Annotated in this window: 17 protein-coding genes; 12 read left to right on the forward strand and 5 right to left on the reverse strand. The window is 69.0% G+C overall.

From position 1 onward, the window contains the following. Positions 1–197: 197 nt before the first annotated feature. From RUR_RS12325 to RUR_RS12335, 3 genes are all read right to left on the reverse strand, one after another. Positions 198–1,223 carry an alpha/beta hydrolase family protein gene (locus RUR_RS12325; protein ID WP_283135131.1) on the reverse strand — a complete coding sequence of 342 codons (1,026 nt, stop codon included), beginning with the start codon at positions 1,221–1,223 and terminating at the stop codon, positions 198–200. A 234-nt stretch (positions 1,224–1,457) separates the two neighbouring features. Next, positions 1,458–2,135 (reverse strand): response regulator, encoded by a 678-nt coding sequence (locus tag RUR_RS12330; protein WP_283135132.1) that lies wholly within the window; start codon positions 2,133–2,135, stop codon positions 1,458–1,460. After that, complete coding sequence (locus RUR_RS12335) at positions 2,132–3,766, reverse strand: sensor histidine kinase (protein ID WP_283135133.1); 1,635 nt, start codon at positions 3,764–3,766, stop codon at positions 2,132–2,134. Before RUR_RS12335 ends, RUR_RS12330 begins: the two co-directional genes overlap by 4 nt. Before the next feature lie 97 nt (positions 3,767–3,863). Between RUR_RS12335 and RUR_RS12340 the strand changes: the two genes are divergently transcribed. Genes RUR_RS12340 through RUR_RS12355 form a run of 4 tightly spaced genes read left to right on the forward strand, consistent with a single transcriptional unit; the run spans position 3,864 to position 7,253 of the window. Further along, entirely contained in the window at positions 3,864–4,865 is a 1,002-nt protein-coding gene (locus RUR_RS12340; RefSeq protein WP_283135134.1) for a Bug family tripartite tricarboxylate transporter substrate binding protein, read from the forward strand. Then, the gene (locus tag RUR_RS12345) at positions 4,862–5,371 is read left to right on the forward strand and encodes a tripartite tricarboxylate transporter TctB family protein (protein WP_283135135.1); all 510 of its coding nucleotides are present in this window, start codon (positions 4,862–4,864) and stop codon (positions 5,369–5,371) included. The genes RUR_RS12340 and RUR_RS12345 overlap by 4 nt, the downstream gene beginning before the upstream one ends. Beyond that, positions 5,371–6,870, forward strand: coding sequence for a tripartite tricarboxylate transporter permease (locus RUR_RS12350; RefSeq protein WP_283135136.1), 1,500 nt, complete (start codon positions 5,371–5,373; stop codon positions 6,868–6,870). Before RUR_RS12345 ends, RUR_RS12350 begins: the two co-directional genes overlap by 1 nt. Beyond that, a complete protein-coding gene (locus RUR_RS12355; RefSeq protein ID WP_283135137.1) occupies positions 6,867–7,253 on the forward strand; it encodes a universal stress protein in 387 nt (128 codons plus the stop codon). The genes RUR_RS12350 and RUR_RS12355 overlap by 4 nt, the downstream gene beginning before the upstream one ends. A 50-nt stretch (positions 7,254–7,303) precedes the next feature. Here RUR_RS12355 and RUR_RS12360 read toward each other — a convergent pair whose 3' ends face one another. Beyond that, positions 7,304–9,301 (reverse strand): ATP-binding protein, encoded by a 1,998-nt coding sequence (locus tag RUR_RS12360; protein WP_283135138.1) that lies wholly within the window; start codon positions 9,299–9,301, stop codon positions 7,304–7,306. 158 nt (positions 9,302–9,459) lie between these two features. Between RUR_RS12360 and RUR_RS12365 the strand changes: the two genes are divergently transcribed. Together RUR_RS12365 and RUR_RS12370 are read left to right on the forward strand one after the other, a co-directional pair. Further along, positions 9,460–10,185 carry a PP2C family protein-serine/threonine phosphatase gene (locus tag RUR_RS12365; protein ID WP_283135139.1) on the forward strand — a complete coding sequence of 242 codons (726 nt, stop codon included), beginning with the start codon at positions 9,460–9,462 and terminating at the stop codon, positions 10,183–10,185. Between the two features lie 190 nt (positions 10,186–10,375). Beyond that, positions 10,376–10,882, forward strand: coding sequence for a hypothetical protein (locus tag RUR_RS12370; RefSeq protein WP_283135140.1), 507 nt, complete (start codon positions 10,376–10,378; stop codon positions 10,880–10,882). Positions 10,883–11,044: 162 nt separating this feature from the next. On the opposite strand, the gene RUR_RS12375 is transcribed toward RUR_RS12370, so the two are convergent. After that, positions 11,045–12,727 carry a right-handed parallel beta-helix repeat-containing protein gene (locus RUR_RS12375; RefSeq protein ID WP_283135141.1) on the reverse strand — a complete coding sequence of 561 codons (1,683 nt, stop codon included), beginning with the start codon at positions 12,725–12,727 and terminating at the stop codon, positions 11,045–11,047. 51 nt (positions 12,728–12,778) lie between these two features. Between RUR_RS12375 and RUR_RS12380 the strand changes: the two genes are divergently transcribed. The 6 genes from RUR_RS12380 (at position 12,779) to RUR_RS12405 (ending at position 18,855) form a co-directional block, all read left to right on the forward strand. Then, positions 12,779–13,618 (forward strand): TetR/AcrR family transcriptional regulator, encoded by an 840-nt coding sequence (locus RUR_RS12380; RefSeq protein WP_283135142.1) that lies wholly within the window; start codon positions 12,779–12,781, stop codon positions 13,616–13,618. A gap of 485 nt (positions 13,619–14,103) precedes the next feature. Further along, entirely contained in the window at positions 14,104–15,588 is a 1,485-nt protein-coding gene (locus tag RUR_RS12385) for an alpha/beta hydrolase (protein WP_283135143.1), read from the forward strand. 533 nt (positions 15,589–16,121) lie between these two features. Further along, positions 16,122–16,352, forward strand: coding sequence for a hypothetical protein (locus RUR_RS12390; protein ID WP_283135144.1), 231 nt, complete (start codon positions 16,122–16,124; stop codon positions 16,350–16,352). 2 nt (positions 16,353–16,354) lie between these two features. Continuing rightward, positions 16,355–16,837 carry a Clp protease N-terminal domain-containing protein gene (locus tag RUR_RS12395; RefSeq protein ID WP_283135145.1) on the forward strand — a complete coding sequence of 161 codons (483 nt, stop codon included), beginning with the start codon at positions 16,355–16,357 and terminating at the stop codon, positions 16,835–16,837. Positions 16,838–17,080: 243 nt separating this feature from the next. Beyond that, positions 17,081–18,010, forward strand: a complete 930-nt coding sequence (locus RUR_RS12400) for an ABC transporter ATP-binding protein (RefSeq protein WP_283135146.1) — start codon at positions 17,081–17,083, stop codon at positions 18,008–18,010. Beyond that, a complete protein-coding gene (locus RUR_RS12405; RefSeq protein ID WP_283135147.1) occupies positions 18,007–18,855 on the forward strand; it encodes an ABC transporter permease in 849 nt (282 codons plus the stop codon). The genes RUR_RS12400 and RUR_RS12405 overlap by 4 nt, the downstream gene beginning before the upstream one ends. Positions 18,856–19,001: the final 146 nt, after the last annotated feature.

Below are 19,001 nucleotides of genomic sequence, written 5' to 3' on the forward strand. Positions count from 1 at the left end.
GGAGAAGATCACCTGCCGGCTGTCCGGGCCGCTGCGTCGGTGACCACCGTGTCCTCGACAGGTGGTGGGTCGGCAGGTGCGGTACCGCCCGAGGCGGAGCGTTCCGTACCCGCGGGTGGCCGGTCACGTTGCCGAAGGAGTTCTTGAACGGGGTGCTCCCCCGCGAACGCGAGAGAGCACCGGGTGCCGTCGCAGGGCTACCGTCCGTGCTCCTTCACATATGCCGTGAGCGTGTCCAGGTAGCCGGGGGCAAAGAGGGACCGGGGCGCGGCAACGGCCGTGATCAGGGCCCAGGTACTGTCGGGGTCCAGCTCGTGCCTTGCCGAGCTGTGTGCGGCGCCGATCAGGTTCTTGACGGTGAGGAGGCCGGCGGGGATACCCGCGCGGTAGGCGGCCTCCGTGTCCTCGACATCGACGTTCCGGTCGTGGTCTGCCAGGACGAGAAGGGTGGGGGTGCGCACCTTGGGGAGTTGGTCCGTGACATCGGCCCGGAAGTTCAGGAGTGCGAACCGCCACCGATCCTTGCTCATCGGCAGGTTGTTCAGTCCGGACGCGAGGTACTCGTCGTAGCTCGCCGCCTTCTCCATGAGGCGGGTCCGGGCGGCCTGCCGGCGGAGCTCCGCGCTGAGCTGCTCGGCTGATGCGCCCTGATCGTGGAGCTTGGCACTCAGGTAGTACTCACCCTGGCGCAACCAGTTGACCGCCGGGCTTGTAAGAATCATGAATCGCAGATCTGCGCGATGCCCCGCCACCTTCGGCAACACCCAGCCGGCTTGGCTGAACCCCAACAGGCCGAGCCGGGCCGGGTCGATCTCGGGCTGCTTCTTCGCCCAGTCCAGCGCCGCGTCGACCTCTGCGCTGCGGTCGCTCATGCTCTGGTCCAGCCAGTTCCCCGGTGCGCCGTCGACGCCGGGCTTGTTCCAGGACAGCGACGCGTATCCGGCCCGTCCGAGCGCTTCCCAGATCGGCCGGTAGAACTCGTCCCCGGTGGCCTCCATAGGGCCATCCCCATGGGCGAAGACCACCAGGCCCCGTGGGCCCTTCCCTTCCTCCGGCATCGCGAGCAGCGCCTTCAACGGCTGCTTCGGACCCGGGATGGTCACCCACTTCTCCCGCAAGCCGAAGTCGTGCTGAACCTCGACCCACACCACGGCACCCACGGCAGTCAGCACGATCGTGCAGGTGAGGATGAGCCAGCGCTTGATCCGTCTTCTCTCGCTCATGAAACTATCGTAGTTGATTCGATCGTATCATGATATACGAAATGATGGTCGGGGGTGGTCGTGGGGGTCACGGCCGTCGGCGGCTCCCCGCCACCGACGCCGGGAACGTTTGTCGATGTCCGCCTCGCACGTGGTGGCCTGTCGTGGGCGTCCTCTCCTTCACCACCCGAAGCCGTCTCGCCGACCGTACGGAACGCCGGTTCCACCGAACACGCGGGGCGTGTCGTGACGGGGTCACTTCGGCGGGTGCCACCGGTAGCGACGCTCGGGGCGTCCGGTGGAGCCGTAACGCAGGGACACCACGACCTGCCCGATCGCGGTGAGGTGTTCGAGGTAGCGGCGGGCGCTCACCCGGGAGATGCCGACCCGGGTGGCGCACTCGGTCGCGGACAGTGTCCCGTCCGTGGTGGCCAGTGCGCGCTTGACCAGTTTCACGGTCTCCACGCTCATGCCCTTGGGCAGCGCCGGAGCGGCGGACGGTCCGCCGCCGGCCAGGAGCCGATCCACGTCGGCCTGGCTGTGGATGACCCCGTCGCCCGGGCCCGCGCGCTGTGCGGCGTAGCGCTCCAGCCGTACCCGCAGATCGTCGAACTCGAAGGGTTTGAGCAGGTAGCCCACCACCCCGCGGCGGGCCGCGCGCCGTACGGTCTCGATCTCGCGCGCCGCACTGATCACGATGACGTCGCAGTCGTGCCCGGTGGCGCGCATGCGGTTGATCACCTCAAGCCCGAACAGATCGGGGAGGTAGAGGTCGAGCAGGACGAGGTCGGGGCGGAGGTCACCGACCGCGGCGAGAGCCTGCTCACCCGAGTGCGCGACACCGATCACCTGAAAGCCCTCGACCTTGCGGACGAATCCGCTGTTGATCTTCGCGACCATGAAGTCGTCGTCCACGACAAGCACATCGATCACCGGGACGCCTCCGTCGGCTCGCGGGTGGGGTTGCCCACCGAAATCCGCGCCGTGAACATGGCACCGTCGGCGGTGTTGGTCACGGCCACCTCGCCGCCCCGGCGGCGGCAGACCAGCTGGGTGAGCGCCAGGCCGATGCCCCGCTGCCCCTCCTGGGCGGCCTTGGTGGTGAAGCCGCGGGTGAACACCTCCTGGGCGAGCTCCGGGGCGACGCCGGGGCCGGAGTCCCGTACGACGATCTCCACGCTGGAGGTGTCCTGCCGGAGCTCCACCTCGACCCACGCCCCATCCCCGGCGTCGCCCGTACAGGCCGCGTCGATGGCGTTGTCCACCAGGTTGCCGGTCACCGTGGCCACATCCGCGGCGTCCACGGGGTCGAGCCGGTCCAGCGAGCTCCGCTCCGACACGCGGAGCCGGACCCGGCGCTCCGCGGCCAGGGAGGACTTGGCCATCAGCAGCGCCTCCACGGCGGTGTCGCGGATCAGGCTGGACAGCCGGAGATCGAAGGACTCCCGGTGGTGGCGCAGGGCGCGGATGTAGCGGACCACCTCGCCCAGCTCGTCCGTCTGGATCAGACCGGAGATGACGTGCAGCTGGTTGGCGAACTCGTGCGCCTGGGCCCGCAGCAGCTCGGTGGAGCTGCGGAAGGAGCCGAGTTCCCGCTCCAGCTGGGCCAGCTCGGTCCGATCCCGCAGCGTGGTCACCGTACCCAGGCCACGCCCGTCCTTGACGATGGTCATCCGGTTCATCACCAGCACCCGGCCCCGATGGATGACGATCTCGTCGCGGGCTTCGCCGTCGCCCGCCAGCACGTCGTGCAGACGTCCCTCGACACCGAGGGCGGCCAGGCTCATCCCCACGGCGTGCTCCGGGAGGTCCAGCAGCCTGCGGCCCACGTCGTTGACGAGGGTGAGCCGGAGCTGGGGGTCGAGCGCCACCACGCCTTCGGCGATGCCGTGCAGCATCGCCTCCCGGTGCTCGGTCAGCCCGGCGATCTCCCGCGGTTCCATGCCCAGCGTCTGCCGTTTGATCCGCCGGGCGAGCAGCCAGGAACCGATGCCGCCGAGCACACTGGCCACACCCAGGTAGATCGCCAGGTAGGACGACGCGCCCACCAGCCGCTGCCAGGCGGTGGGGGCGGCCATGCCGATCATCACGGTGCCGACGTGGCGGCCGTGGTGATCCGGGGAGGCGTCCAGCACGGGGACCTGGGCGGACAGTTCCTGCTCCCCGTCGATCAGCAGATAGCCGGTCCAGCCCCGCGCCTCCGCGACCCCCGGATCCCCCAGCGGCAGCGGCATCCCGATGATCGTGGTGTTGGTGGAGCTGACGATCTTTCCGCGGACGTCGGCGATCGTCACCGAGGAAACCCCGGACTGGGTCAGCGTGGAGTGCACCAAGGGGGCGAGCAGTTCGGCCGGGGCGGGCTGTTCGAGCTGCTCGCGTACGAGCGGATTCCAGGACAGCTGTTCGGCCAAGGCGGTCACCCGGCGGCCCTCGACCCGGTCGAAGGTCGCCGCGGACTGGGTCAGGGAGATGGCACCCACGGCAGCCAGAACCACCACGACGATGGCGAACTGAAGGACCAGCAGTTCACCGGCGAGGGTAGGCTGACGGCGCTTTACGACCACAATGAACTCTATCTCCGCTGGTCACACAAGGGTGACCGGTACGTTGCCGGGTCCGCACAATCATGGCGCCGGACTCGTCAATGTGAAAGAGACGCCCATGAGAATTCGTCTCACCGCCCTCGTGGCGGCGCTGTCCCTGCTCGGAGCGGTCGGCTGCGGGGCGACCGCGGCCAAGGAGCCCGGTACGGCGCCGAGCGCGGCCGGCGGGTCACTCACCGGGTTGCGCATCATGGTGCCCAACACCCCGGGCGGCGGCTACGACACCACGGCCCGGACCGCCGCCAAGGTCATGGAGGAAGCGAAGATCGCTTCGGGGATCCAGGTGTTCAACCTGCCCGGGGCCGGCGGCACCGTCGGCCTTCAGCGCACGATCAACGAAAAGGGCAACGGCAAGCTGGCCATGCAGATGGGCCTAGGTGTGGTCGGCGCCTCCTACTCCGCCAAGTCCTCCGCGACCCTGCCCCAGACCACACCGATCGCCAAGCTGATCGAGGAGGCGGGCGCGATCGTGGTCTCGAAGGACTCGCCGTACAAGACCATCGGGGATCTGGTCACGGCGTGGAAGGCGGACCCGAAGAAGGTCACCGTCGGAGGCGGCTCCTCACCCGGCGGGCCGGACCACCTGCTGCCGATGCAGCTGGCCAAGGCCGTCGGGATCGATCCCAAGCAGGTCAACTTCGTCTCCTACGACGGGGGCGGCGAGTTGCTGCCCGCGATCCTGGGCAACAAGATCGGCTTTGGCGCGAGCGGCTTCGGCGAGTTCCTCGACCAGGTCGAGGCCGGGCAGGTGCGGGTCCTCGCGGTCACCAGTGAGCAGCCCATCGACGTGCTGAAGGACGTGCCGACCCTGAAGGCCGCCGGCATCGACCTGGTCTTCACCAACTGGCGGGGAATCGTCGCCCCGCCGGGGATCGGCGACGCCGACAAGAAGATGTGGATCGACGCCTTCACCCGGATGCACCAGACCCCGCAGTGGAAGGCCGAACTGACCAAGCGCGGCTGGACCGACTCCTTCATCACCGGTGACGAGTTCGCCGCGTACCTCACGGAACAGGACAAGGCCGTCGCCGCCATCCTTAGCGAACTCGGGTTGACGTGACCCTCGAAGCGGAGGAGATCCGGGGCAAGGACCGCGCACAGTACGGCGTGTGCGCGTTCCTCGCCCTGACCGGTGTCGCGGTCATCTTCGACGCCCTACGGATCACCCATCTGACCAGCAGCAACGACCCGATCGGGCCACGGCCCGTACCGGTGATCCTGGGGATCGCGCTGCTGGTCACGGCGGTGATCTACGCCGTGGACGTGGCGCGCGGCGGGCGGGGGGAGCCGGAGGCGGGTGAGGACGTCGACCTGACCACCCCGGTGGACCGGCGTACCGTGCTGCTCCTGGTCGGCTTCTTCCTGGCCAACGCCGCCCTGATCGAGCCGCTCGGCTGGGTGATCAGCGGCGCCGTCCTGTTCTGGGGTTCGGCGTTCGCCCTCGGCAACCGGCACCACGTGCGCGGCCTGGTGATCGCGGGGGCACTCTCCCTCGGCACCTTCTACGCATTCGCGATCGGTCTGGGCGTCAACCTGCCGGCCGGAGTTCTGCAGGGGATCCTCTAGTGGAGAATCTGAGTCACCTGCTCGACGGGTTCGCCAACATCGTCTCCCCGATCAACCTGCTCATGGCCTTGATCGGGGTGGTCGCGGGCACCGCGGTCGGGGTGCTCCCCGGCATCGGTCCCGCCATGACGGTAGCCCTCCTACTGCCCATCACGTACGGGCTGGAGCCGACCCAGGCGTTCATCCTGTTCGCCGGGATCTACTACGGCGGCATGTACGGGGGATCGACCACGTCCATCCTGCTCAACACGCCCGGCGAATCCTCCTCGGTGGTCACCGCGATCGAGGGGAACCTGATGGCCAAGGCGGGACGCGCCGCCCAGGCCCTGGCCACGGCGGCGATCGGCTCGTTCGTCGCCGGCACCCTCGCCACCCTGGCCCTGGTGTTCGTCACCCCCGTGGTGGTGGACTTCGCGGTCGGCCTCGGCTCGCCGGACTACTTCGCGATCATGATGCTGGCCTTCCTCGCGGTGTCGATCGTCCTCGGCACCTCGCGGGTGCGCGGCTTCGCGTCGCTCCTCGTCGGACTGGTGATCGGGCTGATCGGGATCGACCGGGTGACCGGGCAGCAGCGGCTCACCCTGGGCATCCCGGAGCTGGCCGACGGCATCGACGTGGTGGTCGTCGCCGTCGGGATCTTCGCCGTCGGCGAGGCGCTCTGGGTCGCCGCCCACCTGCGCCGCAAGTCGGTCGCGGTCATCCCGGTCGGCCGTCCGTGGCTGAGCCGGCAGGACTGGCGGCGCTCCTGGAAACCCTGGCTCCGCGGGGCCGCCCTCGGCTTCCCGTTCGGCGCGGTCCCCGCCGGAGGCGCCGAGGTCCCCACCTTCCTCTCCTACGCGGCGGAGAAGAAGCTCACCAAGCACCCCGAGGAGTTCGGGAAGGGCGCCATCGAGGGGGTGGCCGGGCCGGAGGCCGCCAACAACGCCTCCGCGGCGGGTTCGCTGGTCCCGATGCTGGCCATCGGCCTGCCCACGACGGCGGTCGCCGCGGTGATGCTGGCCGCGTTCGAGTCGTACGGGATCCAGCCCGGCCCGCTGCTCTTCGAGCGGGAGCCCATCCTGGTCTGGACGCTGATCGCGAGCCTCTTCCTCGGCAACCTGCTCCTGCTCGTGCTCAACCTGCCCCTCGCCCCGGCCTGGGCCCGGCTTCTGCGGATCCCCCGCCACTACCTGTACGCCGGCATTCTCTTCTTCGCCTCCATGGGGGCCTACGCGGTCAACGCCAAGCCACTGGACCTGGTGTTGCTCCTGCTCCTGGGGTTGCTCGGCTTCGGCATGCGGCGGTTCGGATTCCCCGTCCTCCCGCTGATCGTCGGTGTCATCCTCGGTCCCCGGGCGGAGCTGCAGGGCCGGCGCTCCCTCCAGCTGTCCGGCGGCGAGCTGTCCGGGCTGATCGGCGGACCCGTCTCCTACACGATCTACGCGATCATCGCGTTGATCCTCCTCTGGCCGCTGCTCAGAAGGCTGCCGATCTTCACCAAGCCAAGGAGGCCCGCATGACGGTCCTGGTGGGCTACGTCCCGTCCCCGCAGGGCGAAGCCGCCCTGCACGCCGGGATCTCCGAAGCCCGGCGCCGCGCCGAACCCCTGGTGGTGGTGAACACCGCCAGGGGCGACATCCCGGCCGACCCGCGGCTGGCCCCCGAGGAGGACCTCGACCGGGTCATGCGGATCCTCAACCATTCGGAGGTCGTCTTCGACCTGCGCCAGGTCGCCGGGGACCCGGCCGAGGAGATCGTCGAGCTGGCGGCGGACCTGCCCGCCTCCGTGCTGGTCATCGGCATTCGCCGCCGCAGCCCCGTCGGCAAACTCATCATGGGCTCCACCGCCCAGCGCGTCCTCCTCGACGCCCCCTGCCCCGTCCTCGCCGTCAAATCCCACTGATCGGTGCGACCGGCGCGCGTCTTGAGTCCGCGGAGTCAGCCGAACACAGGTCAGGGCCAGGTGGAGTGGAGGCCCTTGTGGTAGTGGGATTCCATGGACTCCTTGCCGATGGCGGCGAGGATGCGCTGTTCGCATTCGACGCGGGCCGCGGCGACTTCGGGGGCGGTGAAGCGGTCCCGGCCGCCCGAGGGGGTCCACAGGCGTCCGCTGGTGCCGAGGAGGACGGCGGCGTGCTCGGGGTCGCCTTGGGCGGTGACGGCGATGGCCAGGGCTTCCAGGGCGAGCGCCATGTTGGAGCTGTCGTTGAGCTGCTGGCTGCCTTCGAAGGCGGTACGGGCGTGCACGGCGGCTAAGGCGTGGTCTTCGGCGGCCAAGTGGACGAGCGACTTCATATAGTGCCCCCAGGAGTGGAACTTCTGTTCGCCCCGGCGTAGCCCGTCGGCCCTGATGTCCTCGGCCAGGGCAGCCGCGTCGCCGTACGAGGCCGTGACGACCTGGGCGAACACCAGGGCGGCTCGGGCCAGCAGCCAGACGGCCTCCTGGATGCCCTCGCGCCACGGGCGGACCGTCAGGGAGGCGAGCTGCTCCAAGCCGATGCCGGGCTGCCCGTCCATGGTCCGGTGGGTGCCCTCGATGTAGTCGGCGGCCCCTGTCGCGGCGGGATCGGACGCCGCCGAACGGCACTCGCCGATACAGCGGCCGATCCCCTCAAGATCACCCTGGAAGATCATCACAAGGCCGAGCGCCCAGGCCGCCCTGACCCGCAGCGGGCCCGGCGCGGCGTCGTGGTCGAGCGCCCGTTCCAGATAGGCGCGGCCTTCGCGTTCATACTCGCAGGAGAACCAGAAGAACCAGAGGCAACCGGCCAGCTCCAGCGCGCTCGAACCCGGCTCGGCCAGGCAGGTCTCCATGGCCAGCCGCACGTCGGGATACTCGTCGGCGAAACGGTGGTACCAGCCGACCTGCCCGGAGCCGGTCCACTCGGGGAAGGCGCGGCGGGCCAAGGCCAGGTAGTGGTCGCGATGCCGGGTCAGCAGCGCCTGGGTCTCCCCGAGCTCGCCCAGCCAGGCGGCCCCGTACTCGCGCAGGCTGTCCAGCAGCCGGTACCGCCCGCCGCCGCGGACCACGACGGACTTGGCGACCAGGCTCGCCAGCGTGCCCGGCACATCCCGCACCGGACCGCCCCCGCAGACCCGCTCCGCCGTCTCCAGGTCGAAGCCCGCGGCGAACACCGACACCCGGGCCCACAGCAGCCGTTCCGCCGGGGTGCACAACTCGTGACTCCAGCCGATGGTGGTCCACAGGCTCCCGTGGGGGGCGAGCACCGTCGACTCCCCGTGCGCGGGCGGGCCGGGCCGACCGGCCAGCTCGTCGGCCGTACGGTCCCGGAGCTGGGCGGCGGCCAGCTCCAGCGCGAGCGGTAAACCGTCCAGTCTGCGGCAGAGCCGGGCCACGGCGTCGGCGTTGGCCGAGGTCAGGGCGAAGCCGGGGACGTGCCGGCGGGCCCGGTCGACCAGCAGCGTCACCGCGTCGTAGCCGGCCGGGTCCGCCTCCTCCGGGGGAGCGGGGAGGGGGGCGAGCTCCACCAGGGCCTCGTTCCCGACCCGCAGCGGCTGCCTGCTGGTGGCCAGGATCCGGACGTCCGGACAGGAGCGCAGCAGCGTGGTGACCAGCAGCGCGCACTCGCCCACCACATGCTCGCAGGTGTCCAGGATGAGCAGGCACCGCCGTCCGGCGAGATGCTCCACCAGCAGGTCGATCATCGGCCTGGCCGTCTGGTCCCGCGCCTTGACCGCCAGCCCGACGGCGTGCGGGACGAGGGCGCCGTCGCGGAGCGGGGAGAGCGGCACCAGCCACACCCCGTCGGGGAACCGCTCGGTCGCCTCGTCTCCGGCGCGCAGCGCGGTACGGGTCTTCCCCACGCCCGCGACGCCGGTCAGCGTCACCAGCCGGAAGATACGGAGCAGGCGGTCGATCTCGTGCAGCTCCTCGTGGCGTCCGATGAAGCGGGGAAGCTCGGTGGGCAGGCTGCCGGCCGTCGTGTCCATGCTTCTCCTCGGCTTCGTTGCGTATCAGGCCCACAGCGGATGGTACGCATAGTTACCATTGGTCACTGGTCGATTCCAGAGAGCGGTTCCATCGCGCGATTTGAATAAGGGATGCGAGGCAACTCCTTCCGGACCGGAGGCGAGCCGTGGCGCCAGCGATGCCAGAGCGCTGCGGTTCACTGTGCGTGGAGGCGCGCCACACCCCTGCGGAGGGCGCCCCCGTCGGCGGCGACCTGTACGACGTGATCGACACGATGTACGGCGTCCGCGCGATCATCGCCGATGTGACGGGCCACGGGAGACTCGCGGCGGCGCTCGCCGGGGAGGCGCGGAAGGCGTTCGGCGAGCTCGCGCCGTCCGAGCCCCGGCTGCTGGGGCTGGCCCGCAGGCTCGACTCGTTCGTCACCGAACGGGTGGGCCGGTCGTATGAGACCTTCGTGTCGGCCGCGCTCGTCGAGATCGGCCGGGACACCGCCGACCTGCTGGTGTGCGGTCATCCGGTTCCGCTGATGGTACGTCGCGGCCGGGTGTGGCCGGTCGGTGTGCTGGACGTGGCGCTCCCCCTGGGGCTGTGGCGGCTCACCGGCGGAAACGGCTCCGAGCCGACGACCTTCGGCTTCACCCCGGGTGACGCTCTCCTCATGTACACCGACGGCGCGATCGACGCGCGGGACGGTACGGGGAAGACCTACCCCCTTGAGAGCCGGCTAGCCGGGCTCTGCGCCGAGGATGCGGCGGGGTTGCCGGCCAGGTTGGAGGCCGAGTTGCTGGCCCACAGCGACGGTCACCTCAACGACGACGTCGCCCTGCTCCTCCTGCGGCACGAGCTGTACCAGGCCGAACTTGGCGGACGCCGCCCCCCGCAGGGCGAACGTCGCCGCTGACTCCCCGGACCGTGTTGTCTGGGTTATCAGTCTGTAACCCCTGAATGGTCCAGATATCCATTTGATGGAATCAATTGTCGCAGGTTGCTTTTGTCATGCCATCTATGGGCGATATTTGAGCAGTTCACTAAATCTCAGGACTTATCCGGTGCGGGATGAGAATATCTTTGTCATGCTTCCGCTCCAGAGAGTGGCCATCGGGCTGATCCTCGCGTTATTCGCGCTGCGTATCGGTGTATTCGATGTGCTGGTCGACTTCGCGGGATGGGCCCTTGTGGTCTCCGGCCTGTCACGAATGGAATCGGTGGTGGGCCCCGCGTTCACCCAAGCGAGGCGCCTCGCCGTCGTCGTCTGCGTGTTCTCGCTCGGCGATCTTTTCGGATTCACCGCGAACCCGGTGATCGGCTTGCTCTACCGATCGCTCTCCCTGGCCGTGATCTGGCTGGTGGCCGGAGCCCTCATCGACAGAGCACGCGATTTCGGAGACGCGTATGTCGCCTCGACTTTTCACCTGATCCGCGGGACGTTGCTTCCTTTTGGGCTCTTGGGAGGCTTGAGCGCCTTCTTCTTGCCCCAATACGTAGCCGTCTGGCTCGTTGTCGGCATCATCTACATCATCGTTGCCGTCTGTCTCATCGTCGAGCTTCATCGCGCTCAGCGTCAGCCGTACCTCAATTGGCCGCCTCCAGCGGCTTGACGACGATGAGAGCTCAGAAGTCGAGGAGGCCGGCGGGGTCAAAGGAGATTGTTCGGGTACGGCCTGCGGCCGCAGGCCGTACGTCGTGAAGCGGGTTTGGACGCGGGTCGGAGGAGGGGCAAGCTCCGAGCCCCCGAGGTTCAGAGCCTGCCCTGTGGTGCGTCAGTGGGTTTGCTTCAACCCGGCGTGGGCCACGATGTCGGCGACCGCGGGATCGTCGTCGAACTTCTCGGCCGGCAGGACGGTGTTGCCGGAGGCGGTTACGCCTTCGGGGGCTTCACCGGGGTCGGCGTCCCAGATGTTGCCGGTGTAGGTCACGTTCTCCATGGGTGGATAGACGGTGAACACCGCCGGTTTGTCGGCCCGGTGGACCACGTTTCCCTTGACGGTGACCCAGGTGGCGCCGTAGTCGGTGTAGAGGCCGAAGTTGTACGGCGTGATCACGTCGCGGACGACGTTGCCCTGGACCAATGCTCCCTCGGTGTCCGAGGTGCCCTGATTCCCGGACAGGTAGATGCCGCCGCCGTCGGCCAGCACCTGCATCGTGTCGTGCACGAGGTTGTTCAGCACCTGCGGGGCGTGGCCCTCGTTGACCACGATGCCGTTGTGCGGCACGTCGTTGATCTGGTTGTGGGCCAGGACGGTGTGCCGGGTCCCGGACAGCAGAACGGCGGGGGAGCCGCGGTAGTCGCGGCCGATGTGGTGGATGTGGGTGTTCTCGATGCGGTGTCCGCGGGCGCCCGTACCGATCACGACACCGCCGCCGGACACGTCGTCGATCTCGGCGTCCCGCAGCACGTTGTCCGTCCCGTCGCCGCGGAACTCCAGCGCGACCGTCCCCAGACGGGTGAACCGGCAGCTCTCCAGGGTGACGCGTGAGCAGTTCTCGAAGACCACGTTCCCGGGCATGGCCACGGCGTCGCCGGGGACGATGACATGACCTCCGTCGTCGCCCCCGAACTCCACCGTCTGCAGCGGCCCGCCGTCGTAATAGCCGTTGCCGTGGTAGTGCAGGAACCCCTCCGGCGTGCCGGGCCGCAGCCAGGTCGCCTCCGCGAAGACGATGCCGCGGAAGACCACGTCGCGGGCTTCCCGGGCGTGCAGGAGCGTCTCCAGAACGGGCACGACCACGTCGTCGAGGTCTTCGCCGGGGAACGGCAGGTAGTGCAGGACGCCGTCGCTCAGCGCGAAGGTGCCCTCGGTCAGGAAGGCCGGACTGTTCTCGGCCCTGGTCGGGCTGTCCACCCCGTAGATCTCGCCGGGGCCTTCCCAGGAGAGAACCGACCGGTAGAGCCGGGTGGCCCAGTCGAAGGCGGGTTGTGCCATGGTGACGACGGTCGCGCCCCCATCCCCGGCGGTGATCTTCGAGGCCGGGATCCGCGCCTCGGACCAGGGGTAGACGCCCGAGTAGACGAATTCCACCTGCCCGCTCCAGCGCTGTGCGCCGGTGCCGTCGACGAGGTAGCCGGTCTCGGTCCTGGTCGGCATGACGTCGAGGGTGACGGCGGCCCGTTCGGCTCGGCGCCCGGAGACGTAGAGCTGGCGGGTGGCGAGGCCGGGGACCTCGGCCCGCCAGACGCCGTCGTCGTCCAACCGGCCGGTGATCCGCCGGCCTCCGCTGATCACGACCTTTTCCGCTTCGGGGGTTCCGTGGCGGTAGGCCTGGTAGACGACGCCGGAGTCGGCGGCGGAGAGCCGGAGCGGTTCGGTGAGGCGGTGGGTGCCGGCCCGGAGATTGACCACGGTGCCGGGTACGGCGGTCTCGCGAGCCCGGCCGAGTGTGGCGAAGGGGTGCTCGATCGTGCCTGGGCCTGAGTCGTCTCCCGCCGGATCGACGAAGAGCATGGAGGTGTCCTCTCGTGTATACGCTGTATACATTTGATATACAGCATATACATGGAAGGGGGCAAGATGGTGGATCCGGAGCGCAGTACCGAGTTGCTGTGGGGGCGCAGGCCGGGGCGCGGCCTCACCCTGGAGCGCATCGTGCGGACCGCGATCGAGCTGGCCGACGCCGGCGGCCTGGCCGCGGTCTCCATGCGTCGGATCGCCGAACGTCTCGGCTTCACCACCATGGCGCTCTACCGTCACGTCCCGGGCAAGGCCGAGCTGATCGACCTCATGCGCGACGAGGTGATCGGGGAGGCGGAGGAGATCCGGCCCCAGGAGGGCTGGCGGGCCGAGGTGGAGGCGTGGGCGCGGGCCCAGCTGGCGTTCTACCGGCGGCATCCCTGGATGATCGAGTCGCCCGGTGCCCGGCGGGTACCCGGGCCGAACGCGGTGGCGGCCTTCGAGTGGGCGCTGGAGACGGTGTCGCGGACCGGGCTGCCTCCCACCGAGGTGGTGGCCGTGGTCACCATGGTCGGCACCTTCGTGGAGAGCGCGGCGCGGCAGGTGGTGGAGACCGAGCTCGCCGAACGGCGCACCGGTGTCAGCGAACAGGAGTGGTGGGGGGCCCGCGACTCGCTCTATGCGCACCTGGACCGGTATCCCACGCTCAACCGCATCTACCTGGACGGGGGGTACGACGCGCCGTTGGATCCGTTTGAGTTTGGCCTGCAGCGGGTGCTCGACGGCATTGAGGTCCTCGTGCGTGACGAAACTGGTGACGAAAGGCGTGACGAAAGTCGGTGTGTGGTCTGCGGTGAGGCCGTTGCCGCCGCTGCCACGGGCCGGCCGAGGGACTACTGCTCGCGAGCCTGCCGGCAGCGCGCCTACCGGAAGCGCAAGGGCTGAACCGCGTCTGGTGGGGTGCTGTTGACGCCTGTGTAACCAGCCCCAAACGAGCGCCTTTTCCCGAGGCCAAGCACTTTGCGTGAGTCGATTCACTTGTTGAGCGCGGCGACATGTCGGTGGCCCGCGGAACTGCGCTGAGCGGCTCCCGGGCCTGCGGCTGATGGCAGCTCGCGGGTACGTCAGCTCGTCTGGCTCCTGAGCCGGTCACTGCGCGTGGTCGCCCGGGGCATAGCGGTTCCATGACCCGTCGGCTTCCGAGGCGATTCGGGTGGGGGTCACAGGACGGCACATCGTGACGCATGTGCCGGACCCGAACAGATGGCCGAATCGGCAGGTTGGCGAGGCGTCAAAGGATAAGCAACTTGGATTGACTAAATTCGGATTAGTCAACTACGGTTGCTTCATTCCCTTTGTGGTGCGCGCCTCGGTCGATCCAACTGCAGGCTGTGGCGCGCCTGCGAACTCCCCTTATCCGAGGACGATGAATGAAACGGGTAGCTGCTGTACTCGCCGCGCTGACGGTGGGAGCCGGGGTGCTGACCGGGACCGGCGTTGCCGGCGCCGAGACTCTGAGCCGCTTCTACGAACAAGCCGTCGAGTGGAAGGCCTGCGGGGACGCCGCGCTGGACCAGGCGGGTGCCCAATGCGCCGAGATCACGGTGCCTCTGGACTACTCCGAGCCGCAGGCCCGTACGATCAAGGTGGCGATCTCGCGGCTGAAGGCCACCGATACCAAGCGCCGCCGCGGGATCATGCTCTCCAACCCCGGTGGTCCCGGCGGCGCAGGCCTGCACTTCATGCTCTACATCCGAGGGGCGATGACCCCTGAGGTCTCCTCCCGTTACGACCTGATCGGTATGGACCCGCGGGGCATCGGGCGGAGCGCGGCGATCAACTGTGCGTGGCCCATCGGGCACATGCTCTGGTCGGCGGGGCTGGACCGGGCAGGATTCCGCGACGCCGTACGGACCCAGGCCGATCTCGCGCGGCGGTGCGCGCGCAAGGAGGGGGACCGGATCGCCCACATCACCACCCGCAACACCGCGCGGGACATGGACGTCGTCCGTGCCGCCCTGGGCGAGGCGAAGCTCTCCTACTTCGGCATGTCCTACGGCACCTACCTCGGCGCGGTCTTCACCCAAATGTTCCCGCATCGCAGCGACCGGATCGTCCTGGACAGCGCGATCGACCCGGCCGCGTACATGGCCGGGTCGATCAGGAACCAAGGGCCGATCAACGAGGCCGCCCTGGACGAGTGGGCGGACTGGACCGCGGCCCGCGACGCCGACTACCACCTCGGCACGACCGGCCGACAGGTGCGGGCCCGGGTCGAGGGCCTGATCAGGCAGGCGGCCGACTCGCCGATCCGCATCGGCGAACACCTCCTGGACGAGCACTTCCTTCCCATGACGCTGTTCACGCTGCTGCCCGATGCCCGCTACGACGCCCACCTGGCCGCGCGGGTCCGGCAGATCGCCGACGCTGCCGAGGGTAAACCGGTCCGGCCGACCAAGGACTTCGACGACGAACTGCGCTTCACGCTCACGGGCCGGCCCCAGGACCTGTCCGGCCAGGCGGCCGTGATCTGCGGTGACGCCGCCGTGCCCCGCGACCCGCAGTGGTACTGGCGCAACATCCGGCGCAGCCGGGCGAGCCAGCCGGTGTTCGGGCCGTACGCGAACAACATCAACGCCTGCGCGTTCTGGCCGTCGCCCCGCGAGCCCAGGACCACTGTGCGCAACGGCATCCCCGCCCTGATCGTCCAAGCCACCCGCGACACCCGCACCGTCTACCGGGAAGGCGTGAACCTGCACCGGGCGATGTCCGGCTCCCGCCTGGTCACCCTGCAGGACGTGCGCATGCACGGCATCTTCGGCCGCCTGCCGAACGCCTGTGTGGGCAACGCGGTGAACACCTACTTCCGCGACGGAACCCTGCCCGCCGCCGGACTCACCTGCCACGCGGACTGAACATCACACCCGTTCAACAGGACACGTGGGCCGCGATCAAGGCGTCCTGTCCTGTCGGCAGAGGGATGACGCGGTCGGCCGGGAGACACCTGACCGGCAACTCGGCCGGGCCTGGCCCGTGATGCCGCGTTCACCGAACGCGGCATCACGCGAGGTCGTCCGGGCAGGGTGCGCGGTGTTGAGCGGCACCTCGATACGCAGCCCGGATCCCGATTCGCCGACGCGTAGCCCACAACCGCCGCGCGCGCCCGCGAGCTGATCGGCGCGGCGGCATCGACATCACCGGCGACTGGGGCGGCGGGCTGGTGGCGTCGGCGGACGGGATGCGCTTCGTCGTGCTGGTCCGTTAGCCAGGGCCTGGGCGAGATGGCCTCCCCAGCCGGGGCCTGGAACGCCGGTAAAGAAGAACTCTGAGGATCACAGGCTTCGACCCGGCGGCGCAGCGTTTTGTTTGAGGATCCGGATGCTTGCGGTCACTCGCATTAAGCAACTCGTGTTGACCAACCCCCAGTTAGTCAACTAGAGTTGCTTGCATGTCCAGTGCTGAAACTCCCGTTCCTCAAGAGCCCGCCGATGCGCTGGCGGCTGTGGCGGCGTTGAGACGCCTGGCTGACCAGATAGAGGACGCCGCCGTCGAGCAGGCCATGCGAGGGGGCTGGAGCTGGCCGCAGGTCGCCGAGGCGCTCGGCGTGACGCGCCAAGCGGTCCACAAGAAGCACGCCAAGCGGCTCATCGCCGCCGGCGTGACGTTGAGGAGGCGCTGACGATGGCTGCCATCGACCACTACATCAACACGATCATCGACCAGGGGGCACGCGAAGCCCACACCGACGGATCGGCGACGATCGAGGCGCACCATCTCCTGCTGGCGATCGCCGCCGAGCGGGAAACCACCACCCATCAGGCCCTTGCCTCGGCCGGGCTCGATCATCGAGCGATCCGCGACGCGCTGAACCGGGAGTTCGAGCACAGCCTGAACGCGGTCGGCGTGTCCGCTGCCGCCTTCGACCTCCCGCGGCCGAGCAGCGCCCCCGACCTTCCGTCGCAGCTGGGCGCATCAGCCAAGCTCGCGCTCGAACGAGGCTTCACATCCGTTGACCGCAAGAAGGATCTGCGGCCCGCGCATCTGCTGCTCGGGATCCTGCAAGCAGAGGTCGGCACCGTGCCGCGCGCGCTCGCCCTGGCGGGTGTCGACCAAGCCGATCTGAAGGCGCGCGTCCTGCGGACGCTCACCAACGCGGGCGAGTAGCCGGCAGACACGGCTGAGGCCGTTCCATCCCCCAAGGCCAGGCTCCGCAGCGGTCGCCCGCACGGCGATGCGCGGCGAGTCCCTCGAACGGGCCGCGATGCGTCGCGCGCGCGGCCGGATCCGGCCGCGCCGAGCCTGGCGGCGGAAACCCGCCCGGCAAGGTTTCGTGAGAACCCTCCCGGGCCCCACCACCACTTCCAGGCGCCCGCAACGCGAGGCGTCAACCACAGGAAAGGCGAGACGATGGCGACGAACCAAGTCGTGCTCGATGTCGGCGGCCTGCGCATGCGCTACGGCACGACCGACGTCCTGCACGACGTGAACTTCCAGGCGAAGCAAGGAGAAGTGCTGTGCCTGCTCGGGCCGAACGGCGCGGGGAAGACCACCACGATCGAGATCATGGAGGGTTTCCGGATGCGCTCGGCGGGCCGGGTCGAGGTGCTCGGCACCGATCCGGCACGCGGCGACGAGCATTGGCGGGCACGAGTGGGGATTGTCCTGCAGTCCTGGCGTGACCACGGCAAATGGCGGGTCCGTGAACTGCTGGAGCATCTCGGCTTGTATTACGCCGCCTACTCCACCACGTCGATTGAGCGGCCGTGGAACGCGGAGCAGCTCATCGCGGCGGTCGGCCTGACCGAGCAGGCGGACAAGAAGGTCAGGATGCTCTCCGGCGGGCAGCGGCGCCGGCTGGATGTGGCGATCGGCCTGGTGGGCCGCCCGGAGCTGGTGTTCCTCGACGAGCCCACCGCCGGGCTGGACCCGGTGGCCCGGCGCGGCTTCCACGAACTCATCGAAGGACTTGTCGACGAGGGCGAGACCACGATCCTGCTCACCACCCATGACCTGAGCGAAGCCGAGAAACTCGCCGACCGCATCCTGGTCCTCGACGGAGGGCGGATCGTCGCGGACGGCACAACGGCGGAACTCGCACGGCAGATCGCCGGCCAGGACGAGGTGCGCTGGACTCGTGACGGGCAGACCTTCCGGCAGTCGAGCTCCGAGTCGACCCGGCTGGTTTTCGAGTTGTTCAAGCAGCACGGCGAGGCGATCGAGAACCTCGAGGTCCGCCGGGCCTCGCTGGAGGACACCTATCTCTCCCTGGTGCGGCAGGCGGAATCCGGCACGGGCCAGGCAGGCAAGACCAACAAGGCGGAAGAGGTGGCCCGGTGAATCCGACCGCGATGGCGTGGCGTGCGGGCTGGTCCCGCGGCCTGATCGAGCTGCGGCAGTCCCTCACCAACGGAGGGGATCTGTTCAACCACTTCTTCTGGCCCGTGTTGATGTTGATCGCCGTGTTCTTCCTGCGGGATGTGTCCTTCGGGCAGAGCGGATTCTCCCTCGGCGCCCTGGCACTGCCGAGCATCCTCGGCATGAACGCCGCGATGTCCATGGTCAGCATGAGCCAGCAGCTCACCGCCGACCGGGAGGACGGGACCCTGCTGCGGTCGAAGGCGACGCCGAACGGAATGGCGGGCTACCTGCTCGGCAAGATCATCTCGGTGTCCGGCGGCCTGGTCGTCGACCTTGCGATCTTCCTGATTCCCGGCATGTTCCTCATTTCCGGCCTTGCGATCGGCGATCCGGGCTCCTGGCTGACCCTGACCTGGGTGCTGGCGCTGGGGCTGGTGGCGACCCTGCCGCTCGGCGCGGTGCTGGGATCGGTGTTCGTCAGCGTACGCAGCCAGGGACTTCTCACGCTGCCGATCCTCGGCATGATCGCGATCTCCGGGATCTTCTTCCCGCTCACGGTGCTGCCGGAGTGGGTGCAGTGGATCGCCCAGACGTTCCCGATCTACTGGCTCGGCCTCGGCATGCGCTCGGCCCTGCTGCCCGACGGCGCGGCCGCCGTCGAGATCGGCGAGTCCTGGCGGCATCTTGAAACCGTCGGGATGCTGGGGGCCTGGGCGGTGCTCGGCCTGCTCCTCGCGCCGATCGTGCTGCGCCGGATGGCGCGCCGGGAGTCGGGCTCCAGCGTGGCCGAGCGCCGCGAGAAGGCTCTGCAGCGGATCGGGTAAGGCGAACCGACCGCCCCTCCTACAAAACACCCTCAATTCTGAATGAGTGGGACAGCAGCGCTGACACCGCTCACCGAGCGCGTCGTGCAGATCACCGCCGAGCATCCGGACGCCATGGAACGGTACGGGCCGCCGACGGACTTGGT

It is taken from the genome of Rhizohabitans arisaemae (assembly GCF_025996515.1).
Taxonomy (GTDB): Bacteria; Actinomycetota; Actinomycetes; order Streptosporangiales; family Streptosporangiaceae; genus Rhizohabitans; species Rhizohabitans arisaemae.

Bases quoted from the DNA above. Each gene is read 5' to 3' on its own strand.
- RUR_RS12340 (WP_283135134.1), top strand. From the start codon at position 3,864: ATGAGAATTCGTCTCACCGCCCTCGTGGCGGCGCTGTCCCTGCTCGGA.
- RUR_RS12380 (WP_283135142.1), top strand. From the start codon at position 12,779: ATGGAAGGGGGCAAGATGGTGGATCCGGAGCGCAGTACCGAGTTGCTG.
- RUR_RS12360 (WP_283135138.1), bottom strand. From the start codon at position 9,301: ATGGACACGACGGCCGGCAGCCTGCCCACCGAGCTTCCCCGCTTCATC.
- RUR_RS12395 (WP_283135145.1), top strand. From the start codon at position 16,355: ATGGCTGCCATCGACCACTACATCAACACGATCATCGACCAGGGGGCA.
- RUR_RS12355 (WP_283135137.1), top strand. From the start codon at position 6,867: ATGACGGTCCTGGTGGGCTACGTCCCGTCCCCGCAGGGCGAAGCCGCC.
- RUR_RS12365 (WP_283135139.1), top strand. From the start codon at position 9,460: ATGCCAGAGCGCTGCGGTTCACTGTGCGTGGAGGCGCGCCACACCCCT.
- RUR_RS12400 (WP_283135146.1), top strand. From the start codon at position 17,081: ATGGCGACGAACCAAGTCGTGCTCGATGTCGGCGGCCTGCGCATGCGC.
- RUR_RS12375 (WP_283135141.1), bottom strand. From the start codon at position 12,727: ATGCTCTTCGTCGATCCGGCGGGAGACGACTCAGGCCCAGGCACGATC.
- RUR_RS12390 (WP_283135144.1), top strand. From the start codon at position 16,122: ATGTCCAGTGCTGAAACTCCCGTTCCTCAAGAGCCCGCCGATGCGCTG.
- RUR_RS12325 (WP_283135131.1), bottom strand. From the start codon at position 1,223: ATGAGCGAGAGAAGACGGATCAAGCGCTGGCTCATCCTCACCTGCACG.
- RUR_RS12385 (WP_283135143.1), top strand. From the start codon at position 14,104: ATGAAACGGGTAGCTGCTGTACTCGCCGCGCTGACGGTGGGAGCCGGG.